Source organism: Streptomyces sp. NPDC059909 (assembly GCF_042730885.1).
In the GTDB taxonomy this organism is placed as follows: domain Bacteria; phylum Actinomycetota; class Actinomycetes; order Streptomycetales; family Streptomycetaceae; genus Streptomyces.
Genome location: NZ_JBHWKX010000001.1, coordinates 300,060 through 312,124 on the forward strand (window position 1 = coordinate 300,060; position 12,065 = coordinate 312,124).

11 protein-coding genes are annotated in these 12,065 nt (G+C 72.6%); 8 read left to right on the forward strand and 3 right to left on the reverse strand.

The features are described from left to right. Nucleotides 1–253: 253 nt before the first annotated feature. From ACFV9O_RS01420 to ACFV9O_RS01430, 3 genes are all read left to right on the forward strand, one after another. The gene (locus tag ACFV9O_RS01420; RefSeq protein WP_385410905.1) at nucleotides 254–1,309 is read left to right on the forward strand and encodes an ATP-binding cassette domain-containing protein; all 1,056 of its coding nucleotides are present in this window, start codon (nucleotides 254–256) and stop codon (nucleotides 1,307–1,309) included. Next, on the forward strand, nucleotides 1,306–2,160 hold the full coding sequence (locus tag ACFV9O_RS01425; protein ID WP_385410906.1) for an ABC transporter permease: 855 nt from the start codon (nucleotides 1,306–1,308) through the stop codon (nucleotides 2,158–2,160). The genes ACFV9O_RS01420 and ACFV9O_RS01425 overlap by 4 nt, the downstream gene beginning before the upstream one ends. A gap of 127 nt (nucleotides 2,161–2,287) precedes the next feature. Further along, nucleotides 2,288–3,364, forward strand: coding sequence for a MerR family transcriptional regulator (locus tag ACFV9O_RS01430; RefSeq protein ID WP_385410908.1), 1,077 nt, complete (start codon nucleotides 2,288–2,290; stop codon nucleotides 3,362–3,364). A 111-nt stretch (nucleotides 3,365–3,475) separates the two neighbouring features. On the opposite strand, the gene ACFV9O_RS01435 is transcribed toward ACFV9O_RS01430, so the two are convergent. Both ACFV9O_RS01435 and ACFV9O_RS01440 read right to left on the reverse strand, forming a co-directional pair. Continuing rightward, nucleotides 3,476–4,117: an FMN reductase gene (locus ACFV9O_RS01435; RefSeq protein WP_385410910.1), complete on the reverse strand. Its 642-nt coding sequence runs from the start codon at nucleotides 4,115–4,117 to the stop codon at nucleotides 3,476–3,478. Between the two features lie 2 nt (nucleotides 4,118–4,119). Next, nucleotides 4,120–5,208, reverse strand: a complete 1,089-nt coding sequence (locus tag ACFV9O_RS01440; protein WP_385410911.1) for an LLM class flavin-dependent oxidoreductase — start codon at nucleotides 5,206–5,208, stop codon at nucleotides 4,120–4,122. Between the two features lie 143 nt (nucleotides 5,209–5,351). Here ACFV9O_RS01440 and ACFV9O_RS01445 point away from each other — a divergent pair, with 143 nt between their 5' ends. From ACFV9O_RS01445 to cobM, 4 genes are all read left to right on the forward strand, one after another. Next, nucleotides 5,352–5,486, forward strand: coding sequence for a DUF6126 family protein (locus ACFV9O_RS01445; RefSeq protein WP_385410913.1), 135 nt, complete (start codon nucleotides 5,352–5,354; stop codon nucleotides 5,484–5,486). 269 nt (nucleotides 5,487–5,755) lie between these two features. Beyond that, nucleotides 5,756–7,957, forward strand: a complete 2,202-nt coding sequence (locus ACFV9O_RS01450; protein WP_385410915.1) for an FG-GAP repeat domain-containing protein — start codon at nucleotides 5,756–5,758, stop codon at nucleotides 7,955–7,957. Nucleotides 7,958–8,092: 135 nt separating this feature from the next. Then, nucleotides 8,093–9,328: a precorrin-6y C5,15-methyltransferase (decarboxylating) subunit CbiE gene (gene cbiE / locus ACFV9O_RS01455; RefSeq protein ID WP_385410916.1), complete on the forward strand. Its 1,236-nt coding sequence runs from the start codon at nucleotides 8,093–8,095 to the stop codon at nucleotides 9,326–9,328. Between the two features lie 3 nt (nucleotides 9,329–9,331). Beyond that, the gene (cobM, locus tag ACFV9O_RS01460; protein WP_385410917.1) at nucleotides 9,332–10,081 is read left to right on the forward strand and encodes a precorrin-4 C(11)-methyltransferase; all 750 of its coding nucleotides are present in this window, start codon (nucleotides 9,332–9,334) and stop codon (nucleotides 10,079–10,081) included. 26 nt (nucleotides 10,082–10,107) lie between these two features. On the opposite strand, the gene ACFV9O_RS01465 is transcribed toward cobM, so the two are convergent. Next, nucleotides 10,108–10,860 (reverse strand): cobalt-precorrin-6A reductase, encoded by a 753-nt coding sequence (locus tag ACFV9O_RS01465; RefSeq protein ID WP_385410918.1) that lies wholly within the window; start codon nucleotides 10,858–10,860, stop codon nucleotides 10,108–10,110. A gap of 11 nt (nucleotides 10,861–10,871) precedes the next feature. Between ACFV9O_RS01465 and ACFV9O_RS01470 the strand changes: the two genes are divergently transcribed. Further along, entirely contained in the window at nucleotides 10,872–12,041 is a 1,170-nt protein-coding gene (locus ACFV9O_RS01470; RefSeq protein ID WP_385410920.1) for a cobalt-precorrin-5B (C(1))-methyltransferase, read from the forward strand. Nucleotides 12,042–12,065 lie beyond the last annotated feature (24 nt).

Below are 12,065 nucleotides of genomic sequence, written 5' to 3' on the forward strand. Positions count from 1 at the left end.
CCCCCGACGGCACCGCCGAATGGCTCCTCGTATCCGCCATCACCCAACCCCCCACCCCCACCCCCACCCACCCGACACCCAGCCCCCCACCCCAACCCCCCACCCCCCCCCCACCCCCCGCCCACGGACCCCCCGCCCCCCCTCCCCCCCCCCCGCGGCGTCGGTTTTCACCGGGCTGCCGGCGGTGAGTTTGTGCGACGGCGGGAGTCTGCACCTCCTGGAAGACTGTTTCGCCGGAGCGAAGGAACCGACGATGAGGACAGATCTGGCCATCGAGACGACGGGCCTGGTGAAGGTGTTCGGTGCGAACCGGGCCGTCGACGGCGTCGATCTCCGCGTGCCCGCCGGCACCGTGTACGGCCTCCTGGGGCCGAACGGTGCGGGCAAGACGACCACGGTGAAGGTGCTGGCCACCCTGCTCAGGCCGGACGGCGGTGAGGCCCGCGTCTTCGGCAAGGACGTGCTGGCGGACGCCGACGCCGTACGGAGCAGGGTCAGCCTCACCGGGCAGTACGCCTCGGTGGACGAGGACCTGACGGGCACCGAGAACCTGCTGCTGCTCGCCCGGCTGCTCGGCCACCGCAAGCCGGCCGCCCGGGAGCGGGCCGCGCAGCTGCTGGACGCGTTCGGGCTGACCGACGCCGCCGACCGGCAGGTGAAGAAATACTCGGGGGGTATGCGGCGCCGTATCGACATCGCCGCGTCCATCCTCAACACCCCGGACCTGCTGTTCCTGGACGAGCCGACGACCGGTCTCGACCCGCGCAGCCGCAACCAGGTCTGGGACATCGTGCGGGCCGTCGTGTCGCAGGGCACGACGGTGCTGCTGACCACGCAGTACCTGGACGAGGCCGACCAGCTGGCGTCCCGCATCGCCGTCATCGACCACGGCAGGGTGATCGCCGAGGGCACGAAGGGCGAGCTGAAGGCGTCCGTCGGCTCCGGCGCGGTCCATCTGCGCCTGCGCGACGCGGACCGGCGCCCGGACGCCGAGCGGGTCCTGGCGCTCACGCTGAACGCGACGGTCCAGCTGGACCCGGACCCGGTCGCCCTGACGGCCAGGGTCAACGGCCACGGCACGGAGCTGGGCGCGGCCGAGCAGGCCGCGCGGGCGCTGTCCGAGCTGGCCAGGGCGGGCATCACCGTCGACAACTTCGCGCTGGGCCAGCCCAGCCTGGACGAGGTGTTCCTCGCCCTCACGGACCGGAACAACACAGCGAACGCGACGAACGCGACGAACACGACAGGCGCGACGGACGAGCAGGCCGCGGCGACGCCGGTGGCGGAGACGAAGGAGACCCTGGCATGAGCACCGTCGCCACCAAGGAGACCGACGACCTCCCCCTGTCCGCCCCGAAGGCCGAGGAGCTGGCCGCCCTGCTCGTGGCCAGGGACCGCCCGCCGCGGCCGAGCGCGCTCTCCGCGTCGCTCACCTTCGGCCGGCGGGCCATGCTCAAGATCAAGCACGTGCCCGAGCAGCTCTTCGACGTGACCGCGTTCCCGATCATGATGGTGCTGATGTACACGTACCTCTTCGGAGGGGCGCTGGCCGGTTCGGTCGACGCGTACATCCAGTTCCTGCTGCCCGGCATCCTGGTGATGAGCGTCGTGATGATCACGATGTACACGGGCGTGGCCATCAACACCGACATCGACAAGGGCGTCTTCGACCGCTTCCGCACCCTCCCGATCTGGCGGCCCGCGCCGATGGTCGGCTATCTCCTCGGCGACGTCGTCCGCTACGTCATCGCCTCGGCGGTGATGCTGACGGTCGGCGTGATCATCGGCTACCGGCCGGACGGCGGAGCGGTCGGCATCCTGCTCGGCGTCGCACTGCTGATGGTCTTCTCCTTCGCCTTCTCCTGGATCTGGACGATGTTCGGGCTGCTCCTGCGCACCGAGAAGTCCGTCATGGGCGTCAGCATGATGGTGATCTTCCCGCTGACCTTCCTGAGCAACGTCTTCGTCGACCCGAAGACCATGCCGGGCTGGCTCCAGGCCTTCGTCAACAACAGCCCCGTCACCCATCTCGCCACCGCCGTCCGGGAGTTGATGGCGGGCAACTGGCCGACCGCGGACATCGGCCGGACGCTGGGCTGGTCGGCGGCTTTCGTGGTCGTCTTCGGCGCGGTGACGATGCGTCTCTACAACCGCAAGTGAGGGACGGACCGGGCCGGGGGAGTCCTCCCCGGGCGACTGCTTGACCTTCCCGGCGGGGGAAGCCCCAGCATCGGCGGGGCCGGGTGAGGCACCCGGTACGAGGAAGAGAGGAACGGGGGGAGCGGGCATGACGCTGCTGACCATCGGGGCGTTCGCACGGGCCTCGCGGCTGTCGGCCAAGACCCTGCGGCGCTACGACGAGCTCGGCCTGCTGCCCCCGGCCCGCGTCGACCCGGTCACCGGCTACCGCTACTACGACCGGGCGCAGTTGGAGCGCGCCCGGCTGGTGGCGTGGCTGCGGCGCATCGGCATGCCGCTCGCCCGCATCCGGTCCGTCTGCGAGCTGTATGCGACGGACGCGGACGCGGCGGCCCGGGACATCCGCGCCTACTGGGCGCGGGTGGAGGCCGAGACCGCGGCGCGGCGTGACCTCGCGGCCTTCCTCGTCGACCGGCTGTCCACGGCGGCAGCAAGGAAGGACCCTTCGATGTCCCGGCTCACCGCCCCTCTGGGCCTGCGCTGCGCGGCCCTCTCCGACCGCGGTCTCGTCCGCGACACCAACCAGGACTCCGTGTACGCCGGCCCGCGCCTGCTGGCCGTCGCCGATGGGTACGGCGGGGGAGGCGCCCGCGCCGGCAGCGCGGCGATCGACGTGCTGCGTCCGCTGGAGAGCGTGTCCGCCGACCCCGGCGAGCTGCTCAATCTCCTGGCCGACGCGGTTCAGCTCGCCAACCGCGCGGTCCAGGACCTCCCGGAGTCGGGCACCACCCTGACCGCCCTGCTGTGGACCGGTTCGCAGCTCGGCCTCGTCCACATCGGCGACACCCGGGCCTATCTGCTGCGCGGCGGTGACCTCTTCCGGATCACCCATGACCACACCGTCGTCCAGTCGATGATCGACGACGGCAGCCTCACCGAGGACGAGGCCGCGTCGCACCCCCGGCGAGCGATGCTCCTCAGGGCCATCGACGGCACCTCGTCCCCCGCCCACGCCGACATCCACCTCCACGAGGCCCGGGCCGGGGACCGCTACGTCCTCTGCTCCGACGGCCTCTTCACGGTCGTCCCGGAAGCGGACCTGCGCCGCGTGTCGGCGACGGTCCCCGACCCGGACGACGCGGCACGGGCCCTGGTCACCCTGGCGAACGAGGCGGGCGGACCGGACAACGTGGGGTGTGTGGTGGCGGACGTGGTCGAGCTGTGAGCTGAGGAGGGCGTACGACAGGGCCCGGCCCTGTGTGCGCAGGGCCGGGCCTTGCCGGCCGGGGGAACGGCTCCCGGGGCGGATGGCCGGATGCTCCCGCCCCAGTCGCGTTCAGTCGAAGCGGAGGTCGGCGAGCTGACGCTCGAACTCCGTCGTCCCGTCGGCCCCCTCCTCCTGGTCCTGGGCGTCCCGCGCGTCCCGGACCGCCGTCATCAGCCCGGCCAGTTCGCCGCCGGCACGGCGTATCCGCGTGGGCAGGCCCTCGGTGTACTCGTCGCCGCCCGAGCCCCAGTCCTCCGACGCCGCGTAGACGGCGGTCGGCACGACCAGTGCCCGCAGGTAGGCGAAGAGCGGCCGCAGTGCGTGGTCGAGGACGAGGGAGTGGCGGGCGGTGCCGCCGGTCGCCGCGACCAGGACCGGAGTGCCGGTCAGGGCGTGCGGGTCGATCAGGTCGAAGAAGGACTTGAACAGGCCGCTGTACGAGGCCGTGAAGACCGGCGTCACGGCGATCACGCCGTCCGCCTCCGTGACGGCGTCGATCGCGGCGCCCAGCGCGGGCGGCGGGAAGCCGGTCACCAGGTTGTTGGCGATGGCGACGGCCAGGTCGCGCAGCTCGACGACCTCGACCTCCACCTTGCGGTCCTGTCCGGCGAGTTCGTCGCGTACTGCCTCCGCCAGCCGGTCGGCGAGCAGCCGGGTCGACGAGGGGCTGCTCAGCCCGGCGGATACGGCGACGAGCTTCAACGGCTCCATGGTCAGGCCTCCTTGTCGGCGGTGCGGCGGGCGGCGACGGCGGGGTGCAGGGGCGCGTCCGGGACCCCGGCGGGCCGCAGGTTCGCGAACTCCTTGCGCAGGACCGGGACGACCTCCTCGCCGAGGATGTCGAGCTGCTCCAGCACGGTCTTGAGCGGCAGGCCGGCGTGGTCCATGAGGAACAGCTGGCGCTGGTAGTCGCCGACGGACTCGCGGAAGGACAGCGTGCGTTCGATGACCTCCTGCGGGGAGCCGACGGTCAGCGGGGTCTGCTCGGTGAAGTCCTCCAGCGACGGGCCGTGCCCGTAGACGGGCGCGTTGTCGAAGTACGGACGGAACTCGCGCACCGCGTCCTGCGAGTTCTTGCGCATGAACACCTGTCCGCCCAGACCGACGATGGCCTGCTCCGGCGTGCCGTGCCCGTAGTGCGCGTACCGCTTCCGGTACAGCTCGACCATCCGCCGGGTGTGCTCGGCCGGCCAGAAGATGTTGTTGTGGAAGAAGCCGTCGCCGTAGTACGCGGCCTGCTCGGCGATCTCCGGCGAGCGGATGGAGCCGTGCCAGACGAACGGCGGGACGCCGTCCAGCGGCCGCGGCGTGGACGTGAAGCTCTGGAGCGGCGTGCGGAACTTGCCCTCCCAGTCGACGACGTCCTCCCTCCACAGCTTGTGGAGGAGCGCGTAGTTCTCGATGGCGAGCGGGATGCCCTGGCGGATGTCCTGCCCGAACCACGGGTAGACCGGTCCCGTGTTGCCGCGGCCCATCATCAGGTCGACGCGGCCGTCGGCGAGGTGCTGGAGCATCGCGTAGTCCTCGGCGATCTTCACCGGGTCGTTGGTGGTGATCAGCGTCGTGGACGTGGACAGGATCAGGTTCTCGGTGCGGGCGGCGATGTGCCCGAGCATCGTGGTCGGGGACGACGGCACGAACGGCGGGTTGTGGTGCTCACCGGTCGCGAACACGTCCAGCCCGACCTCCTCGGCCTTCAGCGCGATGGCGACCATCGCCTTGATCCGCTCGTGCTCGGTCGGCGTGCGGCCGTTGGTCGGATCGGTGGTCACATCACCGACGGTGAAGATCCCGAACTGCATCGCGCTCTCCTCCAGGGGTTCCAGTTGGTTGAATCTTAAACTGTCACCTGGAACGGGCGGCGCCGCGGTTCTATTCCGCCCGTACTCTGGAGCGGTATGAGCGAGGTACGTGAGCGACGTACCCGTACGGACAGGAGGCCACCGTGAGCGAGAGCGACCACGAGCGCTGGAAGGAGCGCGGCGTCGCCCTGCGCGTCTTCGTGTACGTCTTCGCGACCCACCTCTTCGCCGGCTTCGTCTGGCTGCTGTTCTACGTGGGCGAACACGCCCAGAAGTGATGAGGGCGGCCCGGAGTGATCAGTCGGCCCTCGCTGCCGACGCGACCTCCTGAGGAGCGGCCTCCCGCGCCGGGTGGCGGCAGGGGGTCGGGTCCGTGCCAGCCGCGGCTGCACCGGCCGGCGGGCGACCGGTACCCGCGTTCCGTACGCGCGAGGAGATCGGCACTCGGCGCCCTACGGCCCGATACCCCCGTACAACCAAGGCACCTGATCAAGAGTCTGACCGGTGTGGCGCGTGGTGCGCCTGGTGCCTCTGGGGAGGAACGATCTTGTATGACGCACGCCCGGTCCGGCGCAGGCTCGCCGCAGCCGTCACCGCCGTTCTTGCCGTCACCCTCGGTGCGACCGGCCTGACCGCCCCGGCGATCGCCGCCCCGGCCGCTGAGGGCACCACGACGGAGGCCGCGCAGTCCGTCACACCGTTCCCGCGGGGCGCCGAACTCTACGGGGTGACCGCGACGGGTTTCCTCACCTTGGACAAGTCCGCTATGACACGGTCCTGGATCCGCGCCTCGGACGGCTCTTCGACGGACTGGTCGGCACAGTTCGGTGTCCAGGCCACCGGCTCCGGGGACATCGTGGCGATCGGCCGGCCCTCCGAGGCCCAGCTCATGGACATGGCCACCGGACAACAGCTGCTGAAGATCTCCCCCCTGACGCCCATCGGCGAAGCGTACGCGGGAGCTGCCGGCAAGGCCCTCTTCAGCACCGCGAACAACGGGACCGGAGGCAAGGAGCTCCGGATGCACACGAAGGCGGGCGGGACCGTGACGGCCACCGGCCTCCCGGCCGACGCCAAGGGTGTCTCCGTCACGGCCGGCACCGCCGAGCACGCCCTGGTGTCCTTCACCACCGGCACGTCGGACAAGCACTGGGGCCTGCTCGACCTCGCCACCGGCTCCGTGACCGAGACCTACCCCGTGCCCGCGGCCGCCGCGAACGGAGACGTCGCGGTCACCGCGACGCACCTCGCCTGGGTCGAGTACGACACCAGCACGTACCGGGCGACGGTGGTCGTCCGCACGCGCGGCACCGATACGATCCGGCGCATCCCCCTGGGCGACGAGTGGGCAAGCAAGATCGAGGTCGGCCTGGTGGGCGACTGGGTGACGTACAGCGACCGTGGTGGCCTCACCAACGGCGACACGAGCCCTCTGTACGCGCTGACCGCTTACCACCTGACGGACGGGACCACCCGCAAACTCCTCGACCACGTGGACTCTGCCGGCACCGCGCCCGATGGCGTTCAGTTCGTGCGCGGCGGTACGGTCGCGGAGGGCGAGGGCGTCTACCGCATCGCCCCCGAGGCCGACGGGGCCCCGGCCGCCACCCTCGTGGCGAGCACCGGCGAGCCGACCAAGCTCACGCTCGTCGGCCACAACATCCCCGCCGTGATCGACCTCGACAAGAACCGCGGCCGGGTGCCGCTCAACTGGGAGCTGTCCCGGAGCAACGCGGAGCTGAAGGTCACCCTGCGCCACGTCCGCACCGGGAAGACGGACGTCGCGTACCTCTACCACCCGGAGACACCGGACTTCGGCTACGAGTGGCAGGGCGACCTGGGCCTGTCCCACAGTGCGTACAACGGCGACTACACGTGGGAGATCAGCGCACGGCCGCTGAACGGTATCGGCCCGACCCTGACCTCCTCCGGCACGTTCAAGGTCGTCCGCAAGGCCGCGCTGCACGACTACACCGACAACGGCTCGCCGGACGTGCTCGCGAGGGACGCCTCGGGCCGGCTGTGGCGCTCCGACTCGTACTACTCCCCGTACGCCAACGCCGGGCAGCTGGTGGAGTCCGAGCAGAAGCTCATCGGCAGCGGGTGGGGCATCTACCACCAGATCGAGGCGGCCGGGAACATCGTCGGCCCGGCGGCCGGAGATCTCGTCGCCCGCGACAAGGGCGGCGTCCTCTGGCTCTACCTGGGCAAGGGCGACGGTACCTTCGCCGCCCGCACCAGGATCGGCGGCGGCTGGGGCATCTACAACAAGATCGCCGCCGGCAGTGACCTCACCAACGACGGCAAGTCAGATCTCCTCGCCACCGACACCAGCGGCGTCCTGTGGCTCTACAAGGGCACCGGCGACTGGCGCGCGCCCTACAAGTCGCGCGTGAAGATCGGCACCGGCTGGAACATCTACAACCAGCTCACGGCCGTGGGCAACATCGCCGGAGGAACCGCCGGCGACCTGGTCGCCCGCGACAAGGACGGCGTCCTGTGGCTCTACCAGGGGCGCGGCGACGGTACCTTCGCCGCCCGCACCAGGATCGGCGGCGGCTGGAACGCCTACACCCACATCGTCGGCATCGGTGACGGCGACCGCGACGGCCATGCCGACCTGTTCGCGTACGGCCCCAACGGCCCGTACTTCTACCCCGGTACGGGCGACGGGCGCGCCCCCTTCCGTGGGCTGCAGCTCACGGGCGTGGTGTTCATCACTCAGCCGATGTACAACTCCGTCGTCTGATCGCGATCCGCCCGGGCGCGGTGTGACGCCCGCCCGGGCATCTCCCCGAGCCGCCGCACCGGCCCGTCGCCCCGGCGCCCACCTCTCCCGGGGGCCGGTGGGCGGTGGCGGACCGGAACAGTAGAGTTCCGGTCCGTGAGCCCCGACCCCCGCCCCGCCGGCCCCGCCGTTTCCGTCGTCGGGATCGGTGCCGACGGCTGGGCCGGGCTGCCCGACACCTCACGCGCCGCCCTGTGCGCCGCCGACGTGATCATCGGTGGGAAGCGCCAGCTCGACCTCCTGCCCGAGGAGTGCCCGGGCGAGCGCGTGGCCTGGCCGTCGCCCCTCCGTCCCGCCGTGCCCGGGCTGCTCGCCGCCCACGCCGGGCGGCGCGTGGCCGTCCTGGCCAGCGGCGACCCCATGTTCTACGGGATCGGCCGCGCGCTCGCGGAGGAGCTCGGCGGGGACGCCCTGCGCGTCCTGCCGCACCCCTCGTCCGTGTCGTACGCCTGCGCCCGCCTCGGCTGGCCGCTGGAGGACACCGGGACCGTGACTTCGGTCGGCCGGCCCCTCGGCTCGCTCGCGGCCGCGCTGCACGACGGGCGGCGGTTGCTCGTGCTCAGCGCGGGAGCGGGCACGCCCGGCGAGGTGGCGGCGCTGCTGCGGGAGCGGGGATACGGGCCGAGCCGGATGCACGTGCTGGAACAGCTGGGCTCGGTACGGGAGCGGCATGTCACCGGCACCGCGGACGGCTGGCCGCACGCCCCCGGGGACCCCCTCAACATCGTCGCCGTCGAGTGCGTGCGGGCGCCCGGCGCGCTGCGGCTGTCCGCCGTGCCCGGCCTTCCGGACGAGGCGTACGAGAACGACGGCCAGCTCACCAAGCGCCACGTCCGCGCGGCGACGCTGGCCGCCCTCGCGCCCGCGCCCGGGGAACTGCTGTGGGACATCGGCGGTGGGTCCGGGTCGATCGCCATCGAGTGGATGCGTACGGACCGCTCGTGCCGGGCGGTCACGGTGGAGCGCGATCCGGTACGGGCCGGACGTATCGCCCGCAACGCGGAGGCGCTCGGCGTGCCGGGCCTGCGCGTCGTGAGCGCCGCCGCGCCGGCGGGACTGGCCGGACTGCCCGTACCCGACGCGGTGTTCATCGGCGGCGGGCTCACCGCGCCCGGACTGCTGGACGCCTGCTGGGCCGCCCTGCCGACCGGGGGCCGGCTGGTCGCCAACACCGTGACGCTGGAGTCCGAGGCGCTGCTGGCCGACCGCTACCGGCGCCACGGCGGCGAGCTCGTACGGCTGGCCGTCGCCCACGCCGTGCCCGTCGGGGGTTTCACCGGGTGGCGCCAGGCCATGCCGGTCACGCAGTGGTCCGTCACCAAGGAGCAGTGAACGATGACCGTCTACTTCATCGGGGCGGGCCCCGGCGCCGCCGACCTGATCACCGTGCGGGGCGCACGGACGCTCGCGTCGTGCCGGGTCTGTCTGTACGCGGGCTCGCTCGTGCCCCGCGAACTGCTCGCGGAATGCCCGCCGGACGCGCGCCTCGTCGACACCGCCCGGCTCGACCTGGACCAGATCGTCGCCGAGATCGTCCGCGCCCGCGAGGAGGGCCACGACGTCGCCCGGCTCCACTCCGGCGACCCCTCGGTCTTCAGCGCGGTGGCGGAACAGATGCGGCGGCTGGACGCGGCCGGGATCCCGTACGAGGTCGTGCCGGGAGTCCCGGCATTCGCGGCGGCCGCAGCCGCGCTGAAGCGTGAACTGACTGTGCCGACCGTCGGCCAGACGGTGATCCTGACCAGGATCGCCCAGCAGGCCACGCCCATGCCGGACGGCGAGGACCTGGCCACCCTCGGCCGCAGCGGCGCGCTCCTCGTCATCCACCTGGCCGCCCGCTACGTCGACCGTGTCGTCGGGGAGCTGCTGCCGCACTACGGCGCCGACTGCCCGGCGGCGGTCGTCGCCATGGCCAGCCGCCCCGACGAGGTGGTCCTCCGCGGCACCCTCGACGACATCGCGGAGCAGACGAAGGCGGCGGCGATCACGAAGACCGCGGTGATCATTGTCGGCCGGACGCTGGCGGCGTCCCAGTTCCGGGACAGCCACCTGTACGACCCCGCGCGCGACCGTCACGTCTGCTGACGCCGGTCCCGTCCGCTCAACGGGCGTCAGGTCTGCCTGAGTGCTCCCACCCACGCCAGCGCCTCCTCCGGGGTCGCCGCCACCGGCACCCCCTCGGGGACCGGCGGGCGGCGGACCACGACCACCGGGATGCCTGCCTCGCGGGCCGCGGTGAGTTTGGGGGACGTCGCCGCCGCGCCGCTGTCCTTGGTGACCAGGACGTCGACGGCGTGGTGCGACAGGAGCGCGCGCTCGCCGTCGAGGGTGAACGGGCCGCGGTCGAGGACGATCTCCATCCGTGCGGGGTGCGGGGGCTCCGGCGGGTCGACGGAGCGGACCAGGAACCAGAGGTCGTCGAGGTGCGCGAAGGCCGCGAGGCCCATGCGGCCCGTCGTCAGGAAGACCCGGCGGCCCAGCGCGGGCAGCACCTCCGCCGCATCCGCCAGGGAGCCGGCCGTGTGCCAGTCGTCGCCCGCCACCGGGGCCCACCCGGGCCTCCGCAACGCGAGCAGGGGAACATGGGCCTGGCCCGCGGCGCGCGCGGCGTTGAAACTGATCGTCCCGGCGAAAGGATGGGTGGCGTCGATGAGCACGTCCACCTGGTGCTCGCGCAGCCAGGCGGCGAGGCCCTCCGCCCCGCCGAAGCCGCCGATCCGCACCTCGCCCCTGGGCAGCCGGGGCGCGGCGACCCGGCCCGCGAGCGACGTCGTCACCCGCACCCCCGGCCCGCACGCACCCGCGTGCAGCGATCCGGCGAGGGCGCGGGCCTCCGTCGTACCGCCGAGGACGAGGATGTGCACGGGGGACCTCCATGGGTGAGCCTGCGGCCTCGGGCGGACGCAGCGCCCAACTCAAGCACACCGGCCTGCGCCCCGGCTGGACCACCGGCGCCTGCGCGACCGCCGCGACGACCGCCGCGTACACGGCACTGCTCGGCGGCGACTTCCCCGACCCGGTGACGATCACGCTGCCCAAGGGGCAGACCCCTGCGTTCGCGCTGGCCGCGGAGGAGCTGACGGACGGGTACGCCATGGCGGGCGTCGTGAAGGACGCGGGCGACGACCCGGACGTCACCCACGGCGCGCTGGTCCGCGCGACGGTACGGCTCCTGCCGGCCGGTTCCGGTGTCGTCTTCCGGGCCGGTCCCGGAGTCGGCACCGTCACCCGCCCCGGACTGCCCCTGGACGTGGGAGATCCTGCGATCAACCCCGTACCGCGCCAGATGATGCGCGACCACGTCGCCCAGGTCGCGGCACGGCACCGCGTCGCCGCCGCCGACGTCGAGATCACGATCTCCGTCGACCACGGCGAGGAGCTGGCCCGTTCCACGTGGAACCCCCGCCTCGGCATCCTGGGCGGGCTGTCCATCCTGGGCACGACCGGGATCGTCGTCCCCTACTCCTGCTCCGCGTGGATCGATTCGATCCGGCGCGGTGTGGACGTGGCCCGGGCGGCGGGCCGCACGCACGTCGCGGGCTGTACGGGGTCGACGTCCGAGAAGACCGTCGTCTCGCTGTACGGCCTTCCCGAGGACGCGCTCCTCGACATGGGCGACTTCGCGGGCGCCGTGCTCAAGTACGTGCGCCGGCACCCGGTGGAGCGGCTCACCGTCTGCGGCGGCTTCGCCAAGCTGTCGAAACTCGCCGCCGGGCACCTGGATCTGCACTCCGCCCGCTCCCAGGTCGACAAGGGCTTCCTCGCGGAGCTCGCCCGGGCGGGCGGGGCGGACGAGGCGCTGGCGGAGGAGGTCGCGAACGCCAACACCGGCCTCGCCGCACTCCAGTTGTGCGCCGCGCGCGGCGTGCCCCTCGGCGACCTCGTGGCCGCGGCCGCCCGCGACCAGGCGCTCGGGGTGCTCCGCGGCGCGCCGGTCACGGTGGACGTGGTGTGCATCGACCGCGCGGGGACGGTGGTGGGGCGAAGTGCGGCGGTGGGGCCGGGGACTGCGCCCCCGGCCCTCCCCCCGCGCCCGGGGGCTTGAGGGGACCCCCACTCCCCGAAACCC

What these genes read in the sequence shown, in the direction of transcription:
- ACFV9O_RS01420 (WP_385410905.1), top strand. Translation starts at nt 254, where the DNA reads ATGAGGACAGATCTGGCCATCGAGACGACGGGCCTGGTGAAGGTGTTC.
- ACFV9O_RS01425 (WP_385410906.1), top strand. Translation starts at nt 1,306, where the DNA reads ATGAGCACCGTCGCCACCAAGGAGACCGACGACCTCCCCCTGTCCGCC.
- ACFV9O_RS01430 (WP_385410908.1), top strand. Translation starts at nt 2,288, where the DNA reads ATGACGCTGCTGACCATCGGGGCGTTCGCACGGGCCTCGCGGCTGTCG.
- ACFV9O_RS01435 (WP_385410910.1), bottom strand. Translation starts at nt 4,117, where the DNA reads ATGGAGCCGTTGAAGCTCGTCGCCGTATCCGCCGGGCTGAGCAGCCCC.
- ACFV9O_RS01440 (WP_385410911.1), bottom strand. Translation starts at nt 5,208, where the DNA reads ATGCAGTTCGGGATCTTCACCGTCGGTGATGTGACCACCGATCCGACC.
- cobM (WP_385410917.1), top strand. Translation starts at nt 9,332, where the DNA reads ATGACCGTCTACTTCATCGGGGCGGGCCCCGGCGCCGCCGACCTGATC.
- ACFV9O_RS01470 (WP_385410920.1), top strand. Translation starts at nt 10,872, where the DNA reads ATGGGTGAGCCTGCGGCCTCGGGCGGACGCAGCGCCCAACTCAAGCAC.